General features: G+C 44.2%; 43 protein-coding genes and 1 pseudogene. 2 read left to right on the top strand and 42 right to left on the bottom strand.

Annotation, left to right across the window (positions count from 1 at the left end):
• The first annotated feature begins 57 nt into the window (after positions 1-57).
• Positions 58-822 carry a polysaccharide deacetylase family sporulation protein PdaB gene (gene pdaB / locus MHH91_RS00940; protein ID WP_013350831.1) on the top strand — a complete coding sequence of 255 codons (765 nt, stop codon included), beginning with the start codon at positions 58-60 and terminating at the stop codon, positions 820-822.
• Here the strand turns inward: pdaB and kbaA are convergent, their stop codons facing one another.
• Positions 823-1419: a KinB-signaling pathway activation protein gene (gene kbaA, locus MHH91_RS00935; RefSeq protein ID WP_013350830.1), complete on the bottom strand. Its 597-nt coding sequence runs from the start codon at positions 1417-1419 to the stop codon at positions 823-825.
• Between the two features lie 107 nt (positions 1420-1526).
• Between kbaA and gerD the strand changes: the two genes are divergently transcribed.
• Positions 1527-2084, top strand: a complete 558-nt coding sequence (gene gerD, locus MHH91_RS00930; protein ID WP_013350829.1) for a spore germination lipoprotein GerD — start codon at positions 1527-1529, stop codon at positions 2082-2084.
• A gap of 32 nt (positions 2085-2116) precedes the next feature.
• On the opposite strand, the gene MHH91_RS00925 is transcribed toward gerD, so the two are convergent.
• From MHH91_RS00925 to rpsJ, 41 genes and pseudogenes are all read right to left on the bottom strand, one after another.
• Positions 2117-3169 carry an Mrp/NBP35 family ATP-binding protein gene (locus MHH91_RS00925; RefSeq protein WP_013350828.1) on the bottom strand — a complete coding sequence of 351 codons (1053 nt, stop codon included), beginning with the start codon at positions 3167-3169 and terminating at the stop codon, positions 2117-2119.
• Positions 3170-3248: 79 nt separating this feature from the next.
• Positions 3249-3962, bottom strand: coding sequence for an N-acetylmuramoyl-L-alanine amidase CwlD (gene cwlD / locus MHH91_RS00920; RefSeq protein WP_013350827.1), 714 nt, complete (start codon positions 3960-3962; stop codon positions 3249-3251).
• 60 nt (positions 3963-4022) lie between these two features.
• Positions 4023-4466 (bottom strand): DUF2521 family protein, encoded by a 444-nt coding sequence (locus tag MHH91_RS00915; protein ID WP_014469623.1) that lies wholly within the window; start codon positions 4464-4466, stop codon positions 4023-4025.
• A 227-nt stretch (positions 4467-4693) separates the two neighbouring features.
• Entirely contained in the window at positions 4694-5461 is a 768-nt protein-coding gene (locus MHH91_RS00910) for a class I SAM-dependent methyltransferase (RefSeq protein ID WP_013350825.1), read from the bottom strand.
• A 137-nt stretch (positions 5462-5598) separates the two neighbouring features.
• Positions 5599-5991 (bottom strand): 30S ribosomal protein S9, encoded by a 393-nt coding sequence (gene rpsI, locus MHH91_RS00905; RefSeq protein WP_003225846.1) that lies wholly within the window; start codon positions 5989-5991, stop codon positions 5599-5601.
• 20 nt (positions 5992-6011) lie between these two features.
• On the bottom strand, positions 6012-6449 hold the full coding sequence (rplM, locus tag MHH91_RS00900) for a 50S ribosomal protein L13 (RefSeq protein ID WP_013350824.1): 438 nt from the start codon (positions 6447-6449) through the stop codon (positions 6012-6014).
• A gap of 159 nt (positions 6450-6608) precedes the next feature.
• Entirely contained in the window at positions 6609-7352 is a 744-nt protein-coding gene (truA, locus tag MHH91_RS00895) for a tRNA pseudouridine(38-40) synthase TruA (protein ID WP_013350823.1), read from the bottom strand.
• 12 nt (positions 7353-7364) lie between these two features.
• The gene (locus MHH91_RS00890) at positions 7365-8162 is read right to left on the bottom strand and encodes an energy-coupling factor transporter transmembrane component T family protein (protein ID WP_013350822.1); all 798 of its coding nucleotides are present in this window, start codon (positions 8160-8162) and stop codon (positions 7365-7367) included.
• A complete protein-coding gene (locus tag MHH91_RS00885; RefSeq protein ID WP_013350821.1) occupies positions 8159-9028 on the bottom strand; it encodes an energy-coupling factor ABC transporter ATP-binding protein in 870 nt (289 codons plus the stop codon). Before MHH91_RS00885 ends, MHH91_RS00890 begins: the two co-directional genes overlap by 4 nt.
• Positions 9004-9849: an energy-coupling factor ABC transporter ATP-binding protein gene (locus MHH91_RS00880; protein WP_013350820.1), complete on the bottom strand. Its 846-nt coding sequence runs from the start codon at positions 9847-9849 to the stop codon at positions 9004-9006. The genes MHH91_RS00885 and MHH91_RS00880 overlap by 25 nt, the downstream gene beginning before the upstream one ends.
• A 131-nt stretch (positions 9850-9980) precedes the next feature.
• Positions 9981-10343 (bottom strand): 50S ribosomal protein L17, encoded by a 363-nt coding sequence (gene rplQ, locus MHH91_RS00875; protein WP_003156550.1) that lies wholly within the window; start codon positions 10341-10343, stop codon positions 9981-9983.
• 77 nt (positions 10344-10420) lie between these two features.
• A complete protein-coding gene (locus MHH91_RS00870) occupies positions 10421-11365 on the bottom strand; it encodes a DNA-directed RNA polymerase subunit alpha (RefSeq protein ID WP_003156549.1) in 945 nt (314 codons plus the stop codon).
• A gap of 176 nt (positions 11366-11541) precedes the next feature.
• Positions 11542-11937 (bottom strand): 30S ribosomal protein S11, encoded by a 396-nt coding sequence (gene rpsK, locus MHH91_RS00865; protein WP_003156547.1) that lies wholly within the window; start codon positions 11935-11937, stop codon positions 11542-11544.
• A 20-nt stretch (positions 11938-11957) separates the two neighbouring features.
• On the bottom strand, positions 11958-12323 hold the full coding sequence (rpsM, locus tag MHH91_RS00860; RefSeq protein ID WP_003156545.1) for a 30S ribosomal protein S13: 366 nt from the start codon (positions 12321-12323) through the stop codon (positions 11958-11960).
• A gap of 22 nt (positions 12324-12345) precedes the next feature.
• The gene (gene rpmJ / locus MHH91_RS00855; protein ID WP_003156543.1) at positions 12346-12459 is read right to left on the bottom strand and encodes a 50S ribosomal protein L36; all 114 of its coding nucleotides are present in this window, start codon (positions 12457-12459) and stop codon (positions 12346-12348) included.
• Between the two features lie 33 nt (positions 12460-12492).
• The gene (gene infA, locus MHH91_RS00850) at positions 12493-12711 is read right to left on the bottom strand and encodes a translation initiation factor IF-1 (RefSeq protein ID WP_003156508.1); all 219 of its coding nucleotides are present in this window, start codon (positions 12709-12711) and stop codon (positions 12493-12495) included.
• A pseudogene (locus MHH91_RS00845) lies at positions 12689-12971 on the bottom strand (KOW domain-containing RNA-binding protein). Before MHH91_RS00845 ends, infA begins: the two are co-directional and overlap by 23 nt.
• A gap of 64 nt (positions 12972-13035) precedes the next feature.
• A complete protein-coding gene (gene map / locus MHH91_RS00840) occupies positions 13036-13782 on the bottom strand; it encodes a type I methionyl aminopeptidase (protein ID WP_013350819.1) in 747 nt (248 codons plus the stop codon).
• Positions 13779-14432, bottom strand: coding sequence for an adenylate kinase (locus tag MHH91_RS00835; protein ID WP_014469622.1), 654 nt, complete (start codon positions 14430-14432; stop codon positions 13779-13781). Before MHH91_RS00835 ends, map begins: the two co-directional genes overlap by 4 nt.
• 51 nt (positions 14433-14483) lie before the next feature.
• Positions 14484-15779: a preprotein translocase subunit SecY gene (secY, locus tag MHH91_RS00830; protein ID WP_013350817.1), complete on the bottom strand. Its 1296-nt coding sequence runs from the start codon at positions 15777-15779 to the stop codon at positions 14484-14486.
• A 1-nt stretch (position 15780) separates the two neighbouring features.
• Positions 15781-16221, bottom strand: a complete 441-nt coding sequence (gene rplO / locus MHH91_RS00825; protein WP_003156499.1) for a 50S ribosomal protein L15 — start codon at positions 16219-16221, stop codon at positions 15781-15783.
• A gap of 30 nt (positions 16222-16251) precedes the next feature.
• Positions 16252-16431, bottom strand: coding sequence for a 50S ribosomal protein L30 (rpmD, locus tag MHH91_RS00820; protein WP_003156497.1), 180 nt, complete (start codon positions 16429-16431; stop codon positions 16252-16254).
• A 13-nt stretch (positions 16432-16444) separates the two neighbouring features.
• Entirely contained in the window at positions 16445-16945 is a 501-nt protein-coding gene (gene rpsE, locus MHH91_RS00815; RefSeq protein ID WP_003156493.1) for a 30S ribosomal protein S5, read from the bottom strand.
• Positions 16946-16969: 24 nt separating this feature from the next.
• Positions 16970-17332, bottom strand: a complete 363-nt coding sequence (gene rplR / locus MHH91_RS00810) for a 50S ribosomal protein L18 (protein WP_013350816.1) — start codon at positions 17330-17332, stop codon at positions 16970-16972.
• A gap of 33 nt (positions 17333-17365) precedes the next feature.
• Positions 17366-17905: a 50S ribosomal protein L6 gene (gene rplF, locus MHH91_RS00805; protein ID WP_014469621.1), complete on the bottom strand. Its 540-nt coding sequence runs from the start codon at positions 17903-17905 to the stop codon at positions 17366-17368.
• 31 nt (positions 17906-17936) lie between these two features.
• Positions 17937-18335 (bottom strand): 30S ribosomal protein S8, encoded by a 399-nt coding sequence (gene rpsH, locus MHH91_RS00800; RefSeq protein WP_003156489.1) that lies wholly within the window; start codon positions 18333-18335, stop codon positions 17937-17939.
• A 31-nt stretch (positions 18336-18366) separates the two neighbouring features.
• Positions 18367-18552, bottom strand: a complete 186-nt coding sequence (gene rpsN / locus MHH91_RS00795; RefSeq protein WP_003156488.1) for a 30S ribosomal protein S14 — start codon at positions 18550-18552, stop codon at positions 18367-18369.
• Between the two features lie 22 nt (positions 18553-18574).
• Positions 18575-19114 (bottom strand): 50S ribosomal protein L5, encoded by a 540-nt coding sequence (gene rplE / locus MHH91_RS00790; protein ID WP_013350814.1) that lies wholly within the window; start codon positions 19112-19114, stop codon positions 18575-18577.
• 26 nt (positions 19115-19140) lie between these two features.
• Positions 19141-19452, bottom strand: coding sequence for a 50S ribosomal protein L24 (rplX, locus tag MHH91_RS00785; protein ID WP_013350813.1), 312 nt, complete (start codon positions 19450-19452; stop codon positions 19141-19143).
• A 36-nt stretch (positions 19453-19488) separates the two neighbouring features.
• Complete coding sequence (rplN, locus tag MHH91_RS00780) at positions 19489-19857, bottom strand: 50S ribosomal protein L14 (RefSeq protein ID WP_003156485.1); 369 nt, start codon at positions 19855-19857, stop codon at positions 19489-19491.
• A 41-nt stretch (positions 19858-19898) separates the two neighbouring features.
• Entirely contained in the window at positions 19899-20162 is a 264-nt protein-coding gene (gene rpsQ, locus MHH91_RS00775; protein ID WP_013350812.1) for a 30S ribosomal protein S17, read from the bottom strand.
• Between the two features lie 22 nt (positions 20163-20184).
• Positions 20185-20385: a 50S ribosomal protein L29 gene (rpmC, locus tag MHH91_RS00770; RefSeq protein ID WP_003156482.1), complete on the bottom strand. Its 201-nt coding sequence runs from the start codon at positions 20383-20385 to the stop codon at positions 20185-20187.
• Positions 20375-20809, bottom strand: coding sequence for a 50S ribosomal protein L16 (gene rplP / locus MHH91_RS00765; protein WP_003156478.1), 435 nt, complete (start codon positions 20807-20809; stop codon positions 20375-20377). Before rplP ends, rpmC begins: the two co-directional genes overlap by 11 nt.
• A gap of 1 nt (position 20810) precedes the next feature.
• Positions 20811-21467, bottom strand: coding sequence for a 30S ribosomal protein S3 (gene rpsC, locus MHH91_RS00760; RefSeq protein WP_003156476.1), 657 nt, complete (start codon positions 21465-21467; stop codon positions 20811-20813).
• A 3-nt stretch (positions 21468-21470) separates the two neighbouring features.
• Positions 21471-21812, bottom strand: coding sequence for a 50S ribosomal protein L22 (gene rplV / locus MHH91_RS00755; RefSeq protein ID WP_003156475.1), 342 nt, complete (start codon positions 21810-21812; stop codon positions 21471-21473).
• A gap of 16 nt (positions 21813-21828) precedes the next feature.
• Positions 21829-22107 (bottom strand): 30S ribosomal protein S19, encoded by a 279-nt coding sequence (gene rpsS / locus MHH91_RS00750; protein WP_003156472.1) that lies wholly within the window; start codon positions 22105-22107, stop codon positions 21829-21831.
• 57 nt (positions 22108-22164) lie between these two features.
• Positions 22165-22998, bottom strand: a complete 834-nt coding sequence (gene rplB / locus MHH91_RS00745; RefSeq protein ID WP_003156470.1) for a 50S ribosomal protein L2 — start codon at positions 22996-22998, stop codon at positions 22165-22167.
• A 31-nt stretch (positions 22999-23029) separates the two neighbouring features.
• On the bottom strand, positions 23030-23317 hold the full coding sequence (gene rplW / locus MHH91_RS00740; protein ID WP_003156467.1) for a 50S ribosomal protein L23: 288 nt from the start codon (positions 23315-23317) through the stop codon (positions 23030-23032).
• Positions 23317-23940: a 50S ribosomal protein L4 gene (gene rplD / locus MHH91_RS00735; RefSeq protein ID WP_007615239.1), complete on the bottom strand. Its 624-nt coding sequence runs from the start codon at positions 23938-23940 to the stop codon at positions 23317-23319. Before rplD ends, rplW begins: the two co-directional genes overlap by 1 nt.
• Before the next feature lie 27 nt (positions 23941-23967).
• Positions 23968-24597: a 50S ribosomal protein L3 gene (gene rplC, locus MHH91_RS00730; protein WP_003156465.1), complete on the bottom strand. Its 630-nt coding sequence runs from the start codon at positions 24595-24597 to the stop codon at positions 23968-23970.
• A 39-nt stretch (positions 24598-24636) separates the two neighbouring features.
• Entirely contained in the window at positions 24637-24945 is a 309-nt protein-coding gene (gene rpsJ, locus MHH91_RS00725; RefSeq protein ID WP_003156464.1) for a 30S ribosomal protein S10, read from the bottom strand.
• Between the last annotated feature and the right edge of the window lie 145 nt (positions 24946-25090).

Raw genomic sequence — 25090 nt, 5'->3', positions numbered from 1 at the left:
ATATCCGCTGCGGCATAGGATGTAATCAAGCATGGACAAGATAAGGAGGCGTCATCAGTGAACCACTTCTACGTGTGGCACATCAAAAGGATAAAACAGCTGCTTATTATTATCATTGCCGCATTTGCAGCAGCCAGCTTATTTTATATACAGAGAGCCGTCCCTCTTCCTGTATTTTTAACGGATAACGGTCCGAAGGCGATTTCTAAAGGGGAGACGAAAGCAAACGAAGTCGCATTAACATTTGACATCAGCTGGGGCGATGAAAAAGCGGTTCCGATTCTGAACACGCTAAAAGCAAACGGCATAAAAAACGCCACTTTTTTTCTGTCAGCTTCTTGGGCGGAGCGGCACCCGGATACAGTGGAACGAATGATTAAAGACGGACATCAAATCGGAAGCATGGGATACGCGTATAAGAACTATACCAACCTAGAGGACCAAGACATTAAAAAGGATATCCTCCGGGCTCAGAACGCATTTAAAAAAATGGCTGTAAAGAATGTTCATTTACTCCGCCCGCCGACCGGACAATTTAATAAAAAGGTTCTTACCATTGCACAGCAGTACCACTATTCAGTGGTTCATTACAGCATTAACTCACACGATTGGACAAATCCCGGCCCTGATAAAATCATTGAAAATGTAAACAGTCATATAAAAGGCGGCGACATTGTCCTGCTGCACGCCTCTGATTCAGCAACACAAACGGAAGAAGCGCTCCCCGCCATCATTCACAATTTAAAGCAAAAGGGGCTTAAAAACGTGACTGTCGGTGATCTGATCGCAAATACTGACGTCAAATCATCAGAGGTGAAATAACTACCTCTGGGCAAACTTTGGCAGCATTAACAGCTGAAACGCATTGCAGCCCATCAGCGGGATCAGCATCAAATAAAGCCAGTCCTCATTATTCACTCTTAACGCAGGAACCCATTCAAGCGCTGTAATAACGACCATTAAAAATAATGATGAAATGAACGTATTTCTTGAGGACTGCTTTTGTTTTATATATGCCGTCAACAGGCCCACGGCGAGCAAAGCCAGCGGCAGCCAGACAAACCCTGCAATCGAGTCATCCCGCTCACCGAAAAATAAAAATCTGACGTACATTAAATCAAAAGCAACAAACAGAATGATAAACAGCTGAAGCAGATTCCAAAGCGAACTCGATCTGAGGATTTCAAGGGCAAACCGGTGCACCGTCAAAAACACGAAGAATCCCATTTGACTGATCACACTGAAAATCATGCCTACTCCGATAAACCAGATCAGAACGGAGAAAATCTGTCCGGCCTCAAAATTCAGAAAGAACCCCTTGTACTCCCCCCACTTCAGTGCAAATCCCACGACGCTTGTAATAAGAGCGCCCACAGCTAAAATCGAAAAGAAAAATCGAACAAGCCCGCGGCTTTTCATCTCTTATTCATCCCCCTGACAATCGCGTTCAGCGATATTTTGTTATGTATAAATCCATTCCGATGAATCATATTAAAAGTAAGAACAAGTAAGGAAGGAGCTTATGTATGTCAAAAGCCAAAACGCTATTGATAAGCTGTTTTGTTGTGTTATCTGTAACAGCTTGTGCTCCAAAAGACCAAGCAGCGGATATGGATTATGACCAGACTAAAAAAATGGTTGTCGATATATTAAAGACAGATGATGGAAAAAAAGCAATTAAGGAAATATTAAATGATGATGCGATGAATGAGGCATTGGTGATTGATCAAAACGCCATTAAAGGCACGATAGAGAAAACCCTCACCTCTAAAAAAGGGGCGGAGTTCTGGAAAACGATCTTTGAAGACTCAAAGTTCGCCGAAAGCTTTGCAAAAACACTTCAGCCCGAGCACGAAAAAATCATAAAAAAACTGATGAAAGACCCTGATTATCAGAAAAGTTTTATGCAGATCTTGCAGGACCCCGGCATGGATAAGAAATACTACGAGCTGGTGAAAAGCCAAAAATTCCGCAGTTACCTAGAAGATGTGATTACAGAGACACTTTCCAGCCCGCTTTTCAAAAAGCAATTTGAAGATGAACTGAAAAAAGCGGCTTCAAGCTCTGAAAAAGAAAGCCAATAAAAGGCCGGGCCGTATTGATCCCGGCCCCTTTTTTATTCAGCCGTTTTTTCAATGACTTTTTGGGCGATGCCCATATAAATTTCTCCGATCGGATGGCTTCTGTCGTAGACAGAAGGCGCAAACTGGTCTTTGTCCCAATCAGGCTGCTTTAAAGGAATTCTGCCGAGCAGCGGCACCTGCAATTCTTCCGCAAGCTTATCTCCTCCGCCTTGACCGAACACAAATTCTTTTTCACCGGTTTTTGCACTTTCATAGTAAGCCATGTTTTCAATGACCCCTACAACTTCATGATCGGTTTTAATTGCCATAGAACCCGCTCTCGCTGCTACAAATGCGGCTGTAGGGTGCGGCGTTGTTACGATAATCTCTTTACTGCTCGGAAGCATCGTGTGTACATCGAGCGCAACATCACCCGTGCCCGGCGGCAGATCGAGAACGATATAGTCAACCTCTCCCCAGTCAACTTCATGGAAGAAGTTGTTCAGCATCTTGCCAAGCATCGGTCCTCTCCAAACAACCGGAGCGTTTTCTTCCACGAAAAAGCCCATAGACATGACCTTTACTCCAAATCTTTCGACAGGAAGCAGTTTTTCTCCTTCTACTGTCGGACGAACAGTAATACCCATCATGTCAGGCACGCTGAAACCGTATATATCCGCATCGATCAGGCCGACTTTTTTGCCGAGCCGCGCAAGAGAAATGGCCAGATTGACGGAAACCGTTGATTTGCCGACACCGCCTTTTCCGCTTGCCACCGCCAGAAAGACCGGCGGATTTTTCCTATTCAGCAGGGTTTCGCTTTCAGGCGCCGGCTGGCTGAATTTCGCCAATGTCTCTTCCGGCAGCTCTTCAAACCGAAGGCCGACAGTTTCCGCTCCCGCTTCTTTCAGGACGGATACAATTTCCTGCTGAATGCCCATTTGTTCAGCCGTCCCCGTTTTTGCCAATGCAATTTTTACACTGACATGCCGTTTCTCCGGCTTGACCTTTACTTCCTTAACGGCATCCAATTCTCCCAGCGGTCTATGAAGAAAAGGTTCGCGCATTTTTCCGACTATATTTCTTACTTCATCTTCTCTTATCATCGAACCCTCACCCTTTGTGTATTCGTTTACAAATGGTATTATACCATATATTAATCATAGAATCGGCGAAAAACCCTCCTTACTCGGGAGGGTCTCCTTTCTCTGTGAAGTATCTCAATACGCCCTTATACACGGAAGATGCGATTTTATCCTGATATTTAGGCTGGCTGAGCCTTTTCGCTTCCGCGGGGTTGGACAAAAATCCGACCTCCACCAGTGCGCCCGGTTTGGTTACATTCTGCATTAAGTAAATGCCGTGTATCCGCTTCGCCTTTCTCGTTGTATTCTCCAAATTAATTCTCAATTCGTCCTGTATATATTTTGCCACTTTTTCATTCTCTTCGTATTTTCCATAGTAAAAGCTTTGGGCGCCGCTCCATTTCGGTGACGGTATGGCGTTCAAGTGAATGCTGATATAAAGCTCTGCTTCTGAACGGTTGATGATCTCCACGCGCTTTCTAAGATCTTCCGCTTTGCGTCTGCTGTAGCCTTTCATCCCTTCAGGCGCTAAGTCGGTATCCGTCTCCCGCGTCATGATGACCAAAGCCCCTTGCTCCTGCAAATAGTCTCTGACTCTGGAGGCCACTTCGAGCGTAATATCCTTTTCAAGGTGATTGCTTCCCGTGGCGCCGCCGTCCGGCCCGCCGTGTCCCGGATCGAGATAGATGATTTTTCCGCTCAGCGGCAGACTCCACGGCCGCCAGGAATCATCATTATGGAATTGAAACCGGAATAAACACAATAATATGATAAAGCCAAGTAAAAAACCGAGCCATTTCAGCTTATTTCTCATACCTTTCCCTCCCGCTTGTCCCCGTTATTAATAAGTATGGGACATGGGAAGAAATTATGATTACCTCATGCGGAGCTTACATTGTTTTTTCCGTTGCAGAAACCCTTCCGTCCACCAGCTGTTGATAAACCTGCATGACGCTTCGTAGATTTCTTTTTGTTCAACGGAAGAATATTGCTCATGCGTCCAGCTGCAAAGATATTCAAAAAAATCGACCGTCAGTTCTTCCTCCTCTTCGGACGAACGGGCGTTTGCCCTTTGCAAAGACTCACCGTAATAGCCAAAGACGCCGAACCGGCCGCCTAATAAATACGCTTCTATTGCAAAATCTATGCACCCTTCACTTAGAATGCCGTTTTCATCTTGGAGAAAGGGAAACAAAGGGGAAAGACATGCTTTTACGGATTGAATGATCTGCGTCAGTGACAGCTCCTTGAGTAAATTCTTCTCAAGTTCAAAATCCTTCTGCCGTTTCACGTCTGAAAAAGATAATACCTCTGCCATTGCCATTCACGCTCCTTTTTACTGTTATTTTGAAAGGAAAAAGGGAAAAGCATGCTTTGTTGATAGTGGAAATCCTCCCAAATGAAGGGGTTCCATGTTTAAAGGGCAGAGGCGGTGTTGTGAAAATGCTGTTACAGCACAGTCGGCAGGTGCTTGATGAGAGGCTGAGCGGAATCACAGACAAGCGCGACCCGCAAAAAAACAGCACCTCTGACGGGATGCTGTTTTTATATTTTAATGCTTCTTGTTACGGAGTATGTATTAATGTATTCATCCAGGACGAGGCCGCCCTTGTCCTCATAAAAGCCGGTGACCATGAAGCCCGCGTCAATCTGGCCCTTAATTTGATCCTCTAACGTATGGCCGAATTCCAGCGCTTCATTATTGTCAATGAGTTCCTTTACTTTTTTCTTACTGAGATCCTTTTCATCCGAAAACGGAATGGAATACTTTACTTTTAGGACGCCCTCCTGCTCTAAATCCATATCAAATAAAAACACGACGGGATTTACAAAACCGGAGACTAAAGATCCGCCTTTTTTTAATACGCGGTGGGCTTCTTTCCATACCGGGAGCACCGTATCAACAAAGCAATTCGATACTGGATGCACGATAAAATCAAATGACTCATCCTCAAAACAGCTCAGATCATTCATGCTGCCTTTGACAGTCCGGAGCGTAAGATCTTCCCGCTCAGCAACCATTCTGTCTTGCGCAAGCTGTTTTTCTGAATTGTCAAAGACGGTGACATCAGCTCCCGCAGCAGCCAGCACCGGGCCTTGCTGTCCCCCTCCTGAAGCGAGGCAAAGAACCTTCAGACCATCGATGGGCGGGAACCAATCCGCCGGTACGTCTTTTCCCGGAGTCATTCTGATGCTCCAACTGCCTTTTTTCGCTTTGCCAATCGTATGTGAATCAACCGCAACCGTCCACTCATTGCCAATTTCGACTTTTTTATCCCATGCTTTGCTGTTATGTATGGCTAACTTATTCATTATAACTGCGCTCCTTATTGTTAATGAATAGAGTATAACAAACAATTCTAGAAAAACATTGGATAACCTCTTGGATTTGAGAAAAAAATACAAAAAAACCACAACCAAGAAGTTGTGGTTTTTGCAATCCAAAACGATTAACGTTTTGAGAATTGAGGTGCACGACGAGCGCCTTTAAGACCGTATTTTTTACGTTCTTTCATACGAGCGTCACGAGTCAGAAGACCAGCACGTTTAAGTGTTGCACGGTATTCTGGATCTGCTTCAAGCAAAGCACGAGCGATACCATGACGGATTGCTCCAGCTTGACCAGATAAGCCGCCTCCATGTACGTTTACTAAAACATCATAAGTACCAGCTGTTTCAGTTAAAGTTAATGGTTGTTTGATATCTTCGATTAGAGCTGGCGATGGAATGTGCTCGCTGATTTCACGATTATTAACGACGATACGACCTTCTCCTGGAACTAAGCGCACGCGCGCTACAGAACTTTTACGACGGCCAGTACCGTAATATTGAACCTGTGCCAAATTGGTAACCTCCCTTTTAATTAACCGCGAAGTTCGTAAACTTCAGGCTGTTGTGCTTGGTGTGGATGCTCAGAACCACGGTATACGTTCAATTTCTTGAACATTTGACGACCTAGAGAACCTTTAGGAAGCATGCCTTTGATAGCAAGCTCAAGCATTTTCTCAGGGTAGTTTGTACGCATTTCAAGAGCAGTTCTTGATTTCAGACCGCCTGGGTGCATCGTGTGACGGTAGTAGATTTTATCAGTTAACTTTTTACCAGTTAACTCGATTTTTTCAGCGTTGATGATGATCACATGATCTCCAGTATCAACGTGCGGTGTGTAAGTTGGTTTGTGTTTTCCGCGAAGGATAGATGCAACTTCTGTAGAAAGACGTCCTAAAGTCTTGCCTGCTGCATCAACAACTAACCACTTGCGTTCAATAGTACTTGCGTTAGCCATAGGTGTTGTACGCATTTAATTCCCTCCTAAATGATCTGTCATTTTTTCATAAACTTCTGTTACGTTCTATTTCACAACACAATAAGTTCCGGGGCTTATCGTGGGGTTGAAATACATACCATATGATATCTTATAACTTTATGCAGACTCTGTCAAGAAAATGTTACACCTGGTTTAGTTGTCATAGCAAACGCTCCATAAATACAGCCCGTGCCCCGGTGCGGTGCGCCCCGCGGCTTCGCGATCCTTCGCTTCCAGCATTGCTTTTACGTCATCAGGAGAAAATTTTCCAGCCCCTGTGTCTAATAACGTTCCGGCAATGATTCTGACCATATTATAGAGAAATCCGTTTCCGGTAATCCGCATTTGCAGGCCGTCTCCGGTCTCAGTCCATTCCAGCTCGTAAATCGTTCTGACTTTATCCTGAACCGCGGTATCAACCGCACAAAAGCTTGTGAAATCATGTGTCCCGATGAGGTGCCTTGAAGCTTCCCTCATTTTCTGCACATTAAGCTGATATGCAAAATGGTAAGCGTAATGTCGTTTAAATACGTCCGGGTGTTTCTCCGTGTATACAAAGTAGCGATATTCCTTTTGGACTGCGCTAAATCGTGCATGGAACCCATCATCCGCAATCTCTGCTGTTTTGACGGCAATGTCATCAGGCAGCAGGGCATTGAGCGCAAACGGCCATTTCTCAGCCGGAATGGACAGCGGAGTATCAAAATGAATGACCTGTCCGGCAGCATGAACATCACTGTCAGTGCGGCCGGATGAGTAGACAGGCACTCTGCCGTCGGTTTTATGGATGACGGCCAGCGCCTTTTCCAGTTCACTTTGAACGGTCCGTTTTCCAGGCTGAACCTGATATCCGTTAAATAAATGCCCGTCATAAGCAATGGTACATTTCATTCTCATTGGGCAGCACCTCTAACTTCTTAAGAAAAACAATAATACGGCTAATACGATGATGAGCAGAATAGCTCCGGTATCCTTGCCGGTCCAGACAAGCTTTCTGTATTTCGTTCTCCCCTCACCGCCCTGGTAGCCTCTCGCCTCCATGGCGACCGCGAGCTCTTCCGCACGTTTAAAGGCGCTGACAAACAGGGGAACAAGCAGCGGAACGACCGCTTTTATTCTGTCTTTCACCGGGCCGCTTGTAAAGTCTGCACCCCTCGCCATTTGCGCCTTCATGATTTTATCCGTCTCTTCCATCAGCGTCGGAATAAAGCGCAGCGATATCGACATCATCAATGCGAGCTCGTGTACGGGCAGCTTCACCTTTTTAAATGGATGCAGGAGCTGCTCCATTCCATCCGTTATTTCAATCGGCGTTGTCGTAAGCGTCAGCAGCGTCGTCATAAAAATGAGGTAAACGAAACGGAGAGAGATAAAAATCCCCTGTACAAGTCCGCCCTCATAAACTTTAAACCAGCCAAGCCGAAAAATGACAGCACCCTCATGCGTCATGAAGATGTGCAGTAAAAACGTAAATGCCACAATCCAGATAATCGGCTTAAGCCCCTTCAGCAAAAAGCTGACCGGCACTCGCGTCAAGGCGATCACCCCGAATGTAAACAAACCGAGCAAAGCGTACGTCTGTACGTTGTTTGCCAAAAAAACGATACATACAAAAAGAAAAATGCTGACAAGTTTTGTTCGCGGGTCTAAGCGGTGAATAAGCGATGATCCGGGAACATACTTTCCGATAATCATGCTGTCCATCATTGGTCCTTATCCTCCTGAAAGAAAGCCTTAATTTCACTGGCGGCATCCTGCAGGGTGAGCATGGGTTTCTCATACTTGACTCCGAGAACCGCCTCAAGCCGTCTCTGAAACTTCACCGATTCAGGAAGATCCAGGCCCATTTCGGCCATCTCTTCACCTTTTGCAAACAAATCACTCGGACTCCCCGTCGCTTTAATCGTTCCTTTGTGCATGACGATCATCTCGTCGGCATAGCGGGCGGCGTCCTCCATGCTGTGCGTGACGAGAACGGTAGTCAGGTTTCCCCGCTGATGAAGCGCATAGAACATGTCCATAATGTCCTGGCGCCCTCTTGGATCAAGCCCGGCCGTCGGTTCATCTAAAACCAGTACTTCCGGCTCCATCGCAAGAACACCGGCGATCGCCACTCTGCGCATCTGCCCGCCGCTGAGCTCAAACGGCGACCGTTCCAAAATGTCTTCCGGAAGACCCACAAGCTCCAGCATCTCTTTCGCCTTCCGTTCAGCGTCTTCTTTTTTCACACCGAAGTTCATTGGTCCGAATGCGATGTCCTTCAGTACAGTCTCCTCAAACAGCTGATGTTCGGGAAATTGGAAAACGATTCCGACTTTTTTCCGCAAAGCCTTAAGATCTTTATTCTTTTTACCGGCTGCTAAAATCGTGCTGCCGAGCTCCAGCTGTCCTTTAGTAGGCCTCAGCAAACCGTTCAAATGCTGCAGGAGCGTCGATTTACCCGATCCTGTATGCCCGATGACGGCAACGTAGCTGCCCTCTTTGATCACGGCATTGATATCATACAGAGCAAGCCGTTCAAACGGTGTCTTTATTTGATAACGATGTTCTACATCTTTGATTTTAATGTCCACAGCTCATTCACCAGCCCTTCCTGAGTCAGATGGTTTTTCGATAACGCCAGTCCGCTTTCTTTCAAAAGCAGGCTGAGCTGGAATGAGAAAGGCAAATCAAGACCGATGCGAACCAAGTCTTCATTTAATTTAAAAATCTCTTCAGGCGGGCCCTCTGCATATTTCCTGCCGCCGTTCATTACAATGATCCTGTCCGCCCTTGCGGCTTCTTCCAAGTCATGTGTAATCGAAATGACGGTGGCCATGCCTTGATCTTTTAAGCGTCTGACAGTATCAAGGACTTCTTCTCTCCCGATCGGGTCAAGCATGGATGTCGCTTCATCCAAAATCATAATATCAGGACGCGCAGCAATAATCCCTGCGATCGCCACTCTTTGTTTTTGACCTCCGGAGAGATGGTGCGGCTCTTGATCAAGAAAATCCTGCATATTGACTTGTTTGACAGCCCAATCTACTCTCTCAATCATTTCTTCGCGCGGAACACCATTGTTTTCTAAACCAAAAGCCACATCATCGCGAACCGTTGTTCCGACAAATTGGTTATCGGGATTCTGAAAGACCATCCCTATTTTTTTTCGCACATCCCAAACAGTATCTTCAGTCAGTTTCATGCCGCCGACTTCAATATCTCCGGCCTCAGGCAAAATCAGTCCGTTCAGCGCTCTGGCCAAAGTCGACTTCCCTGAACCGTTGTGACCTACGATAGCAAGCCATTCTCCTTCGTATACCTCCAGACTTACACCGTCCAGCGCCGGCCTTTCTGCATCTTTGCGGTATCGGAATAAGATGTCTTTTACGGATATAAGCTGTTTTTGATCCACGGGCGCCTGACCTCCTCTCAGCTATAGCTCTGCTTTTCTGTCTCATGATAAAAAGTTCTGGTATCTAAAAAAAGGGCATAGATCCAGTTAGAAACTGTCCCGCCCTTCTTTAGATACACAAAAATATGTGATTAAACCAATTCGATGATTGCCATTGGTGCACCGTCACCACGGCGAGGACCAAGCTTCATAATACGTGTGTATCCGCCTTGGCGCTCCTCGTAACGAGTTGCAATGTCAGAGAATAATTTTTGAAGTGCATCTTGGTTATTTTCTTCATTAGCAACCTCGTTGCGAATGTATGCAGCAGCTTGACGACGAGCATGCAAGTCACCGCGTTTACCAAGAGTGATCATCTTTTCAACAACAGAGCGAAGTTCTTTCGCACGTGTTTCAGTTGTTTCGATTCTTTCGTTGATGATCAAATCTGTTGTAAGATCACGAAGCATAGCTTTACGCTGTGAACTCGTACGTCCTAGTTTTCTGTATGACATGTGATGTCCCCTCCTTTAATGGAATGCTGTTTCTAATTAAAAAACACACGAAAATCCTAGTTCACATGGAAACTAGATCAATCGTCTTTGCGAAGGCCGAGTCCAAGTTCTTCAAGTTTCGCTTTCACTTCTTCAAGTGATTTGCGTCCCAAGTTGCGAACTTTCATCATATCTTCTTCCGTCTTGTTCGCAAGTTCTTGAACCGTGTTAATGCCCGCACGCTTCAAGCAGTTGTAAGAACGGACAGAAAGATCAAGTTCCTCAATCGTCATTTCAAGAACTTTTTCTTTTTGATCCTCTTCTTTTTCAACCATGATTTCAGCATGCTGAGCTTCGTCAGTTAAACCAACGAATATATTAAGGTGTTCAGTTAAAATCTTTGAACCAAGAGCAATTGCTTCCTTCGGTCCAGTGCTTCCGTCAGTCCAAACATCAAGTGTAAGTTTGTCATAGTTTGCAACCTGGCCTACACGAGTGTTTTCCACCTGATAAGATAAACGGGAAACTGGCGTAAAGATTGAATCGATCGGAATCACGCCGATTGGCTGATCGTCTCTTTTGTTCGAATCAGCAGGAGTATACCCACGTCCTCTTTGTGCAGTAAGGCGAACTCGGAAACTCGCATTCTCACCAAGAGTCGCGATATGAAGATCCGGATTAAGGATTTCAACATCGCTGTCGTGTGTAATGTCAGCTGCTGTGACAGTTCCTTCACCCTGTACATCAATTTCAAGCGTCTTCTCTTCATCAGAGTAGATTTTCAATGCAAGCTTTTTAATGTGCAAGATTATCGTTGTAACATCTTCCACAACGCCTTCGATTGTCGAGAATTCGTGCAGTACACCATCTATCTGGATCGATGTTACAGCGGCACCAGGGAGTGAGGATAAGAGGATACGACGTAAGGAGTTACCCAGAGTTGTACCATATCCACGCTCAAGCGGCTCTACGACAAACTTACCAAATTTGGCATCGTCGCTGATTTCAACCGTTTCGATTTTTGGTTTTTCAATCTCGATCATTACTTAAAACCCTCCTTCAAAACGTCGAAACCTCGAATAGAATCATATGAGATTCCATCCGAAATTCCCCATTGTTTAGTCCCGTATGTGCTCAGGCAACGAGTCGGTGCATTCGTTTCATAAATAACTGTATCATAACCCATTATTGACAGGGACACAAAATCTATACAAACAAATTACACGCGGCGACGTTTTGGTGGACGGCATCCATTATGAGGAACAGGAGTTACGTCTCTGATAGCTGTAACTTCAAGTCCGGCAGCTTGTAAAGCACGGATTGCAGCTTCACGGCCAGAACCTGGTCCTTTAACAGTTACTTCAAGAGTTTTAAGTCCGTGTTCGATTGAACCTTTAGCAGCTGTTTCAGCAGCCATTTGCGCAGCAAAAGGAGTAGATTTACGAGAACCTCTGAATCCTAGAGCTCCGGCACTTGACCAAGAAATAGCATTACCATGAGTATCAGTGATCGTAACGATCGTGTTGTTGAAAGTTGAACGAATATGAGCGATTCCTGACTCAATATTCTTTTTCACGCGACGTTTACGCGTGTTTTGTTTACGAGCAGCAGCCATTGTTTAGGTACCTCCCTTACTTATTTTTTCTTGTTAGCTACAGTACGACGCGGACCTTTACGAGTACGCGCATTGTTTTTAGAGTTTTGTCCGCGAACAGGCAAACCTCTGCGATGGCGGATTCCGCGGTAGCTTCCGATTTCGATCAGACGCTTGATGTTAAGAGAAACTTCACGGCGAAGGTCACCTTCTACTTTCAGTTTGTCAATAACATCACGGATTTTACCAAGTTCTTCTTCAGTAAGATCACGCACACGAGTATCTTCAGAAACACCAGCCTCTTTCAAGACTTGCTGAGCCGTTGTGCGGCCAATTCCGAAGACATATGTTAAAGAAATAACAACACGTTTGTCACGTGGGATATCTACACCAGCAATACGAGCCATTCTCTGGGCACCTCCTTATTAATTATCCTTGTTTTTGTTTATGCTTTGGATTTTCACAGATCACCATTACTTTTCCTTTTCTGCGGATAACTTTACATTTCTCGCAGATTGGTTTAACTGATGGTCTCACTTTCATGTGTTTCCAACCTCCTTCAGTTTCCGGAGTGCTTTATTTGTAACGGTACGTAATCCTGCCACGAGTTAAGTCATATGGAGATAATTCTACCGTAACTTTGTCTCCAGGTAAAATGCGAATGAAGTGCATGCGGATTTTACCAGATACGTGAGCCAAAACCGTATGGCCATTCTCGAGTTCAACTTTGAACATCGCGTTTGGCAGTGTTTCGACTATCGTACCTTCCACTTCAATTACATCGTCTTTCGCCATTCAAGTGTTCTCCCTTCTTCAAATCAGTAACTTGCTCTCTGACAAATTTCAAAAGAGAAAATCTCAGTTATCCGTTTGTCACACGCCCTGTTTCGTTTATACTGTTCTGAACTTCCGGAGATACGCAATCATAAAGGGTAAATGATTGATATTCTTTTTCTAAGGAGAATGAAATGTACGCTTTTCTCCGTCTGCTTTAGTACATGATGAAGAATCTTCATTCCGATGACAGCAGCTAGCCGGTTTTTCCTCCGACCAATTGTACTTCTACAATCTGCCCAGGTGCGGAATGAAAAACATGTGTCATGGAATTCATTTCATCATCTAGACTTTTGTCAGTATATCAAAACCCGTTTCCGTAATCGCAATCGTATGTTCAAAATGAGCACACTTTTTCCCATCTACCGTTACAACCGTCCAGTTATCAGTCAATGTTTTCACATACCGGCTGCCAGCGTTAACCATCGGTTCTATAGCGAGAACCATACCAGGCTTCAGCCTAGGTCCTTTGTTTGGCGGACCGTAATGAGGAATTTGCGGATCCTCATGCAAGTCTTGACCAACACCATGTCCGACATACTCCCTAACAACTGAAAACTGCTCATTTTCGACATACGTTTGTATTGCGTGGGAAATATTCGACAAACGTTCACCTGGTTTTGCTTCCTTCAAGCCTTTATATAAAGACTCCTCTGTCACTTCCAGCAGTCGTTTATCATCATCACTGATGTTTCCTACCGGATATGTCCAAGCAGAGTCACCATGATAACCATTTAATTTAGCACCGATATCAATGCTGATAATGTCACCGTCGCGCAAAACCCTTTTGCCGGGAATTCCGTGAACGAGTTCTTCATTAACTGATACACAGATGCTCCCGCGAAACCCATTATACCCCTTAAAAGATGGGATTGCACCCTGCTTCTCAATAAAACGTTCGGCAATTTGATCCAATTCTTTTGTCGAGATTCCTGGTTTAATGTGCTTTTTCAACTCTTCATGAGTCAAAGCCACGATTCGCCCTGCTTCCCGCATGATGCTAAGCTCACGAGGGGTCTTACAGATAATCATTTGCTCAATCCTCCAAGAAGCTCCTTCACATCTTTGTACACGTCATTAATGTCCTGCTGGCCATTGACGTTGACAAGATATCCTTTCTCGGAATAAAAATCGAGTAAAGGCTGAGTCTGCTTCATGTTGACCTCAAGCCGTTTTGAGACGGTTTCCTCATTATCATCTGCCCGTTGATAAAGGTCTCCTCCGTCTTTATCACAAACACCCGGCGTTTTCGGCGGATTGAAAACCAAATGATAGGTTGTGCCGCAAACACTGCAAATTCTGCGTCCAGTCAAACGTTCCATTAAAGAGTCTTTGTCTACTTTAATGTTAATGACATAATCAATCGGCTTGCCGTATTCCTCAAGAATGTCTTCAAGAGCTTCAGCCTGAGCGACTGTTCGCGGAAATCCGTCCAGAAGAAAACCTCTTTCACAATCATCTTTGCCGAGTCTTTCTTTGACAATGCCGATTGTGACTTCGTCCGGTACGAGCTCGCCTTTATCAATATAAGACTTTGCTTCGAGTCCGAGTGGTGTTTCTTCTTTCATAGCAGCACGGAACATATCTCCCGTTGAGATATGAGGTATCCCATAATCCTCAACAATTCGTTCTCCCTGTGTGCCTTTACCGGCTCCAGGAAGTCCCATTAAGACTAAGTTCATTCGGATTTCCCCCGTCCTCTCTTATTTAGAGGAATGGTTAAAACCAGTCCTCTAATTTTTCATAAATCCTCGGTAATTACGTTTCACTAACTGGCTCTCCAGCTGCTTCATTGTCTCCAAGGCTACCCCGACGACAATTAACAAAGATGTTCCGCCAATCTGTGCACTTTGAGGCAATCCAGCGAATTGAATGAAAAAGATAGGAAGAATGGAAATCACGGCTAAGAATATAGAACCCACAAACGTAAGTCGATACAAAATGCTCGTAATTCTATCTTGAGTCATTTTCCCTGGACGAACCCCCGGGATATAGCCACCCTGTTTTTTAAGGTTATCAGCCATTTGTTCAGGGTTTACCTGCACAAAAGCATAGAAGTACGTAAAGGCGATAATTAATGCGACATAAACCGTCATGCCCACCGGATGTGTATTGTCAAAGTTGGCTTGAATCCACTTTGTCACATCGTTTGTTCCGAAAAATGACGCGATCGTACGCGGCGTAATAAGAAACGCAACAGCAAAGATTACCGGAATAACCCCTGCAGGATTCACTTTAAGCGGAAGGTGAGTTGACTGGCCTCCGCCAACAGGTGAACGACCTTGCCCTTTTGCATATTGAATCGCGATTTTGCGTACGGCCTGCTGAATGAAAATAACACCAACAATAACGGCTAAAATCGCAATCACCAGTAAGGCGATTTTTACAATATGAATAAACAGCTGATCGCTGCTGCCGACAAATTGAGTCTCATAAATCTGCCCAACAGTTTTCGGAATACTAGCCACAATCCCCGCGAAGATGATGATCGAAATTCCGTTACCTACTCCATTGGAAGTAATTTGTTCTCCCAGCCACATTAAAAAAGCAGTTCCTCCAGTGAGTACTAAAGCAATAATCAGATATGTCGATATGCCGGATTTTTCAATCAGCATACCGTTTGCCAGGTTGTTAAACCCGTATGACATACCTAACGCCTGGATAAAACCAAGCACAATCGTAAAATATCTCGTGAACTGAGCTAATTTACGGCGGCCGACTTCACCTTGCTTAGACCACTCAGTAAACTTCGGAACAACATCCATCTGAAGCAGCTGAATGATGATCGAAGCGGTGATGTAAGGCGTAATTCCCATCGCGAAGATAGAGAACTGATAAAGCGCACCGCCGCCAAATGTATTAAGGAGATCAAAAACCCCCATCGAACTTTGTGTCTGTAACGCCTGAGCATTAACATATGGCACAGGGATAAACGCACCTATGCGAAAGACGATAAGCATGAGTAATGTAAAAATGATTTTATTCCGAATATCACTCACACGCATAAAGTTGGAGATTGTCTTAAACAAGTTAGATCACCTCAGCTGTACCGCCAGCAGCTTCAACAGCTTCTTTCGCAGAAGCAGAGAATTTATTGGCTTTTACAGTTAATTTTTTCTCTAATTTACCGTTGCCAAGAATCTTTACTCCTGCATTAAGTTTGCTAATAACACCAGTCTCAAGAAGAAGTTCAGGAGTGACTTCCGTTCCTTCCGCAAAACCGTTCAATTTGTCTACATTCACAATCGCGTATTCCTTACGGTTGATGTTTGTAAAACCGCGTTTAGGAAGACGTTGGAATAAAGGCATTTGTCCCCCCTCGAATCCAGGGCGTACACCGCCGCCAGAACGAGCGTTTTGACCTTTGTGACCTTTACCAGCTGTTTTACCGTTACCAGAACCAATACCACGACCTACGCGATTGCGCACTTTGCGTGAACCTTCTGAAGGCTTTAATTCATGAAGTTTCATTAGGACACCTCCTTAGCCTATAGTTTATTTTTATTGTTCTTTAACAGAAACTAGATGAGATACTTTATTAATCATACCGCGGATCGCAGCGTTATCTTCATGAACGACAGTTTGGTTCGTTTTCTTTAAACCAAGTGTTCTTACAGTAACGCGCTGATCTTCCGGGCGACCGATTACACTGCGTTTGAGGGTAATTTCTAATTTAGCCATTAATGTTCCCTCCTTATCCTAACAGTTCTTCTACAGATTTTCCACGAAGCTTCGCAACCTCTTCGGCACGTTTAAGCTCACTTAAACCTTGAAGTGTTGCACGGATCATGTTGATCGGTGTGTTAGAACCTAAAGACTTAGAAAGGATATCAGCAACGCCAGCAAGCTCAAGTACCGCACGTACAGGGCCTCCAGCGATAACTCCAGTACCTTCAGAAGCAGGTTTCAACAAGATATTGCCTGCACCGAAACGTCCGATGATTTCGTGTGGAATCGTAGTTCCAACCATTGGTACTTCAATCAAATTCTTTTTCGCATCTTCAACAGCTTTGCGGATTGCTTCAGGTACTTCTTGTGCTTTACCAGTACCGAAACCTACGTGACCGTTTTTGTCACCGACAACGACTAGAGCTGCGAAACGGAAACGACGACCACCTTTAACAACTTTCGCTACGCGGTTAACCGTAACTAAGCGTTCTTCTAACTCTAATTTGCTTGGGTCAATACGACGCATAATCATGTGTCCCTCCTTTTTTTATTAAAATTTCAGTCCGGCTTCACGAGCTGCATCGGCCAGAGCTTTTACACGTCCATGGTATAAGTATCCGCCGCGGTCAAATACTACGTCAGAAACACCTTTCTCAGAAGCGCGTTTCGCAACGAGTTCACCGACTTTAGCAGCAGCAGCGCTGTCACCAGTGCTTTCCACGTTCAAATCTTTGTCGAGAGTAGAGGCACTAACAAGTGTAACGCCATTTACATCATCGATGATTTGAGCATAAATGTGTTTGTTTGAACGGAACACATTCAGACGAGGTCTTTCAGCTGTGCCTGAAAGTTTAGCACGAACACGAGCATGTCTTTTTTGACGAGCAGCATTTTTGCTAGTTTTCGTAATCATCCTAGGTCACTCCTTTCTTCACTTTAAGCGGTCTTACTTAGCAGATTTACCTTCTTTACGGCGAACAACTTCACCTTCGTAGCGAATTCCTTTACCTTTGTAAGGCTCTGGAGAACGTACAGCGCGGATGTTAGCAGCGATAGCTCCTACACGCTCTTTGTCTGTACCTTTTACAACTACTTTTGTTTGAGAAGGAACTTCAATTTCGATGCCCTCTTCAGGAACGATTTCAACAGGGTGAGAGTATCCAACGTTTAAAACAAGTTTGTTTCCGGATTTAGACGCACGGTAACCGACACCGACTAATTCCAAACCTCTTTCAAATCCTTTAGATACGCCTTCAACCATGTTTCCAAGCAGACTGCGAGTCGTACCATGCAACGCACGGTGCTCTTTATGATCAGAAGGACGAGTGACTGTAAGCACGTTGTCCTCAATTTTGATTTCCATATCAGGATGGAAAGTACGAGTTAATTCTCCTTTTGGTCCTTTCACAGCTACAGTGTTGCCTTCGTTCAGCGTTACTGTAACTTCAGAAGGGATCTCAAGCAGTTTCTTACCTACACGAGACATACTAAAACACCTCCATTCTTTGTTAAACTTCTTACCAAACGTATGCTAGAACTTCTCCACCAGCTTGTTTTGCACGGGCTTCTTTGTCCGTTAAAACACCTTGTGATGTAGAAATAATCGCGATTCCAAGACCGTTAAGTACGCGAGGTACTTCATTTGATTTAGCGTATACACGCAAACCTGGTTTGCTGATTCTTTTAAGACCAGTGATAACGCGCTCGTTGTTTTGTCCGTATTTCAAGAAAACGCGGATGATACCTTGTTTGCTGTCTTCTACGAACTCAACGTCACGAATGAAACCTTCACGCTTTAAAATGTCAGCAATTTCTCTTTTCAATTTAGAAGCAGGAATTTCAAGCTTCTCATGACGTACCATGTTTGCATTACGAATACGAGTCAGCATATCTGCAATTGGATCTGTCATAACCATTATATAATTACCTCCTTCCCTTTCTTGGGGATTACCAGCTGGCTTTTTTCACGCCAGGAATTTGTCCTTTATATGCAAGCTCACGGAAACAAATACGGCAAAGTTTAAATTTACGAATGACTGAGTGCGGACGTCCGCAGCGTTCACAGCGAGTGTACTCTTGCACTTTAAACTTTGGTGTACGTTGTTGTTTCGCAATCATTGACTTTTTAGCCACGATTTCGCCTCCCTTTCATTGATTATTTCTGGAACGGCATACCTACTAGAGTTAATAGCTCACGAGCCTCTTCGTCAGAGTTAGCAGTCGTTACGATAACGATGTCCATTCCGCGAACCTTTGTTACTTTATCGTAGTCAATTTCAGGGAAGATTAACTGTTCTTTGATACCGAGAGTGTAGTTTCCTCGACCGTCGAAAGATTTCTTAGAAATCCCGCGGAAGTCACGTACACGCGGTAAAGATACAGAAATAAGTTTATCAAGGAAATCATACATGCGCTCTCCGCGAAGAGTTACTTTCGCACCGATAGGCATTCCCTCACGAAGACGGAATCCAGCAATTGATTTCTTCGCACGAGTAACGACAGGTTTTTGACCTGCGATAAACGTTAATTCTTCAACAGCACTGTCGATTGCTTTCGCGTTTTGAACAGCATCACCAACACCCATGTTGATTACGATTTTTTCGATTTTCGGCACCTGCATAACAGAGTCGTAGTTGAACTTCGTCATTAAAGCAGGTGAAATTTCTTTATTGTACTTTTCTTTAAGGCGGTTCATGAGATAGACCTCCCTTCCTTTAAATACTATTTATCTAAAACTTGCCCAGATTTTTTAGCAATACGAACTTTTTTGCCATCTTCCACTTTGTATCCTACGCGAGTCACTTCACCTGTTTTAGGATCGAGCGGCATAACGTTTGATACATGAATTGGCGCCTCTTGATTAGAAATACCGCCTTGAGGGTTTGCTTGAGTCGGTTTAGAGTGTTTCTTCACCATGTTTACGCCCTCAACTAGAACGCGGTCCTTTTTAGGGAAAGCAGCAAGGATCGTACCTTGTTTGCCTTTATCTTTACCAGAGATAACCATTACTTTATCGCCTTTTTTCACATGCATCCTGATCGCACCTCCTTGAGTAAGGCATTTATTTCATTAGATAACTTCTGGAGCCAGAGAAACAATTTTCATGAAGTTGTTTTCACGTAATTCACGAGCAACCGGTCCGAAGATACGAGTTCCACGCGGGCTCTTGTCGTCACGGATGATAACACATGCATTCTCATCGAAGCTGATGTATGATCCGTCAGATCTGCGTGCTCCGCTTTTTGTACGAACGATAACAGCTCTTACGACTTCACCTTTTTTGACAACGCCTCCTGGTGTTGCTTGTTTAACCGTGCAAACAATTACATCACCAATGTTAGCCGTTTTACGTCCAGAACCGCCAAGAACTTTAATAGTAAGTACCTCACGCGCACCGGAGTTGTCAGCAACTTTTAAACGAGTCTCTTGTTGAATCATTATTTGTTACCTCCCTTCGGAAAAAAGAATTCCGAACTTTATTAGATAATAACAGCTTCTTCGACAACTTCAACTAGACGAAAACGCTTAGTTGCAGATAATGGACGAGTTTCCATGACCTTTACGATGTCTCCGATTTTAGCTTGGTTATTCTCATCATGTGCTTTTAATTTCTTTGAGTATTTTACGCGCTTACCGTAGATAGGATCCTTTTTGTATGTTTCAACAACAACAGTGATGGTTTTATCCATTTTGTCAGAAACAACACGGCCTTGGTAAACTTTGCGCTGGTTACGTTCGCTCATGCTCACGACCTCCCCTCAGTGATTATTTGTTAGCAGCAATTTCTCTTTCACGAATCACAGTTTTCATGCGCGCGATAGCTTTGCGCACTTCACGAATGCGAGCAGTATTTTCAAGTTGTCCTGTCGCTAATTGAAAGCGAAGATTGAAAAGTTCTTCTTTAAGAGACTTTACTTTTTGTTCAATTTCAGCAGTGGTAAGGTCACGAATTTCATTAGCTTTCATTTGATTCACCACCAATTTCTTCACGTTTTACGAACTTCGTTTTAATTGGCAATTTGTGAGATGCAAGACGAAGCGCTTCACGAGCTACCTCTTCAGACACACCAGAAATTTCAAATAAAACTTTGCCCGGTTTTACAACAGCTACCCAGCCTTCAGGAGCCCCTTTACCGGAACCCATCCGTACCTCAAGCGGTTTAGCAGTGTAAGGTTTTGAAGGGAAAATTTTAATCCAAACTTTACCGCCACGTTTCATGTAACGAGTCATCGCAATACGTGCAGCTTCGATTTGGCGGTTTGTGATCCAAGAAGCTTCAAGAGCCTGGATACCGTACTCACCAAAATGTACTTCAGTACCGCCTTTAGCGCGACCGCGCATTTTTCCGCGATGCTCTCTGCGATATTTAACGCGTTTTGGTAATAACATATTATTTTCCTCCTTCCTCAGTTTTCTTCTTAGTAGGAAGAACCTCTCCACGATAGATCCAGACTTTTACACCAAGCTTACCGTAAGTTGTGTCAGCTTCAGATGTTGCATAGTCGATGTCAGCACGTAAAGTGTGCAATGGAACAGTTCCTTCACTGTAGTATTCAGAACGAGCGATGTCAGCTCCGCCAAGACGGCCGGAAACCATTGTTTTCACACCTTGTGCTCCAGCACGCATAGTGCGTTGGATTTGTTGTTTCTGCGCACGGCGGAAAGAAATACGGTTTTCTAGTTGACGAGCGATGTTATCAGCTACAAGCTGAGCATCAAGATCTGCTCTTTTGATTTCAAGAATGTTAATGTGTACACGCTTGCCAGTAAGGCTGTTAAGGGCTTTACGAAGTGCTTCAACTTCAGAACCGCCTTTACCGATTACCATACCAGGCTTAGCAGTGTGGATCGTAATGTTAACGCGGTTTGCTGCGCGCTCGATTTCTACTTTAGAAACAGAAGCGTCAGAAAGGCGTTTGCTAATGAATTCACGAATTTTTAAATCTTCGTGCAGGAAGTCAGCGTAATCTTTACCAGCGTACCACTTAGATTCCCAATCACGAATGACTCCGATACGAAGACCGACTGGATTTACCTTTTGACCCACTACTTATCCCTCCTTCTTTTCTGATACAACGATTGTAATGTGGCTCGTACGTTTGTTGATTTGGCTCGCACGTCCCATAGCACGCGGGCGGAATCTTTTTAACGTTGGGCCTTCGTCAACAAATGCCTGAGAAATAACCAGATTGTTAGCGTCCATCTCGTAGTTGTGCTCAGCATTTGCGATAGCAGATTTTAAAACTTTTTCGATGATTGGAGAAGCAGCTCTCGGAGTTAGGTTCAAGATAGATACTGCTTCGCCTACTTGCTTACCTCGAATCAGGTCCATTACTAGACGTGCTTTACGAGGAGCAATACGGACTGTTCTTGCAACAGCTTTAGCTTGCATTTAAAAGCCTCCTCTCTTAGCGTCTTGTTTTTTTATCGTCACTGGCGTGGCCTTTGTAAGTACGAGTCGGTGCGAATTCGCCCAACTTGTGGCCTACCATGTCTTCAGAAATGAATACAGGCACGTGTTTACGTCCGTCATAGACTGCGATTGTGTGACCGATAAATTGTGGGAAAATAGTTGAACGGCGAGACCAAGTTTTTACAACTTGTTTCTTGTCCGTTTCATTTAATTTCTCGATTTTTGTCATCAAGTGTCCATCGACAAATGGTCCTTTTTTCAAGCTGCGAGCCATTTTGGAACCTCCCTTCGTGATTGCACTACGGTCCGAAAAGAACCGTAGACAACCCCGTTATTTATTTTTACGACGACGTACGATAAATTTATCAGATTTGTTCTTTTTCTTACGTGTTTTGAATCCAAGAGTCGGTTTGCCCCATGGAGACATTGGTGATTTACGTCCGATTGGCGCGCGACCTTCACCACCACCGTGCGGGTGATCGTTAGGGTTCATTACAGAACCACGAACTGTAGGGCGGATGCCTTTCCAGCGAGAGCGTCCTGCTTTACCAACGTTGATAAGTTCGTGCTGCTCGTTACCTACTTGACCGATAGAAGCGCGGCAAGCAGAAAGGATCATGCGAACTTCACCAGAGTTAAGACGTACAAGAACGTATTTGCCTTCTTTACCAAGAACCTGAGCAGATGTACCAGCTGAACGTACAAGCTGTCCGCCTTTACCAGGTTTTAATTCAATGTTATGCACAACTGTACCAACAGGGATGTTGATAAGCGGAAGTGCGTTACCTACTTTGATGTCAGCTTCAGGGCCGGACATGATTTCAGTACCTACTTGAATTCCTTTTGGTGCAAGAATGTAACGTTTTTCTCCGTCTACATAGTTGATTAGCGCGATGTTAGCTGAACGGTTTGGATCGTATTCAACTGTAGCAACGCGTCCAGGTATACCATCTTTATCGCGTTTGAAGTCGATAACACGGTATTGGCGTTTGTGTCCGCCACCTTGGTGACGTACAGTCAATTTACCTTGGTTGTTACGTCCGCCTTTCTTGTGAAGGGGCGCAAGCAAGGATTTTTCCGGCTGGTCAGTCGTGATTTCAGCAAAATCTGAAGTTGTCATGCCACGACGTCCGTTAGAGGTCGGTTTATACTTTTTAATCGCCATTTTGAATTTCCCTCCTTCTTTTTACAGATAATTAAGCTTCAAAAATTTCGATTTCTTTGCTGTCTGCAGTAAGTTTTACGATCGCTTTTCTGCGACGGCTAGTCATACCAGTATAGCGGCCGACACGTTTTGATTTCCCTTTGTAGTTCATGATGTTGACTTTGTCAACTTTCACTCCAAAGATACTTTCAACTGCATCTTTCACTTCTGTTTTATTAGCTCTTACATCAACTTCAAAAGTATATTTCTTTTCAGTCATTAAATCAGCAGAACGTTCAGTAATGACGGGGCGCTTAAGAACATCACGAGGATCTTTCATTATGCAAGCACCTCCTCTACTTTTTCAACCGCAGCTTTTGTAATCAGAAGCTTCTCGTGGTTGACAACGTCTAACACGTTGATTCCGTTAGCTTGAACAACTGTAACTCCAGGGATGTTGCGTGCAGAAAGAGATACTGCTTCGTTTGCATCCGCAGTTACGATTAAAGCTTTTTTCTCAACAGATAATCCTTTAAGGATAGCTGCCATTTCTTTTGTTTTAACCGTATCAAGAGTAAGATCTTCAAGAACAATAATGTTGTTGTCGTTCACTTTAGAAGACAATACTGATTTGATTGCCAAGCGGCGAACTTTTTTAGGTAATTTGTAAGAATAGCTGCGTGGTGTTGGGCCGAATACGACACCACCTCCGCGCCATTGCGGTGAACGGATTGAACCTTGACGGGCACGACCTGTACCTTTTTGACGCCATGGTTTGCGACCTCCGCCGCGTACTTCAGAACGATTTTTTACTTTGTGAGATCCTTGACGTAAGGAAGCTCTTTGCATAAGAATAGCGTCGAATACTACGCTCTCATTTGGCTCAATTCCAAATACAGAAGCGTTTAATTCGATATCACCAGCAGTAGAACCGTTTTGGTTGTATAATGCTACTTTTGGCATGATCAATTTCCTCCTTTCCTAAGAGACTTATTTAGATTTAACAGCACTTTTTACAGTGATTAAAGCTTTTCTCGCACCAGGTACGTTACCTTTAATCAGAAGAAGATTGCGCTCAGCATCAACTTTTACGACTTCAAGGTTTTGGACAGTGATTTGATCTCCGCCCATGCGTCCAGGTAATAGTTTACCTTTGAATACACGGTTAGGATCTACAGGTCCCATTGAACCAGGACGACGGTGGTAGCGTGAACCGTGAGACATAGGTCCGCGAGATTGTCCGTGGCGCTTGATTGCACCTTGGAAACCTTTACCTTTAGATACTCCTGTTACATCTACGATTTCTCCTGCAGAGAAAATTTCAACCTTGACTTCCTGACCAATTTCATACGCATCCATATCCACGCCGCGTAATTCTTTAACGAAGCGCTTAGGAGCAGTTTCCGCTTTTGCAACGTGTCCTTTTTCCGGTTTGTTTGAAAGCTTTTCACGCTTATCGTCAAAACCAAGCTGGATCGCTTCATAGCCATCATTTTCAGCTGTTTTCTTTTGAAGAACAACGTTTGGAGCTGCTTCAATAACAGTTACCGGGATAAGATCACCGTTTTCTGCGAATACTTGCGTCATACCAATTTTTCTTCCTAAGATTCCTTTGGTCATTCGTCACACCTCCTATTAAGATCATTCTATATTTTAGAATTAAAGTTTGATTTCGATATCGACACCAGATGGTAAGTCTAATCGCATGAGAGCATCAACAGTTTGTGGTGTTGGGTTCACAATATCGATTAAACGTTTATGTGTACGCATTTCAAATTGCTCACGAGAATCTTTGTATTTGTGCACCGCACGAAGGATTGTGTAAACTGATTTTTCAGTTGGCAACGGGATCGGACCAGATACGCTGGCACCAGAACGTTTTGCCGTTTCAACAATCTTCTCTGCAGATTGATCAAGGATTCTATGATCATATGCTTTTAAACGAATACGAATTTTTTGTTTTGCCATTATTTTCCCTCCTTTTCGCCTACATCACGTTAGACAGTTCTCCGTGAGAAAAACCTGATCACCTTGCCATGGCAAAGCGGCCGGGTGTGTCAGCAACCTCTCACTTCATCGCAGTCAAAGACCAACATACACTATTATACAGAAA

Source organism: Bacillus sp. FSL K6-2819, from assembly GCF_038008305.1.
In the GTDB taxonomy this organism is placed as follows: Bacteria; Bacillota; Bacilli; order Bacillales; family Bacillaceae; genus Bacillus; species Bacillus amyloliquefaciens.
The sequence above is the reverse complement of the archived record's forward strand: the minus strand, read 5'-3'. Positions and strand labels throughout refer to the sequence as shown.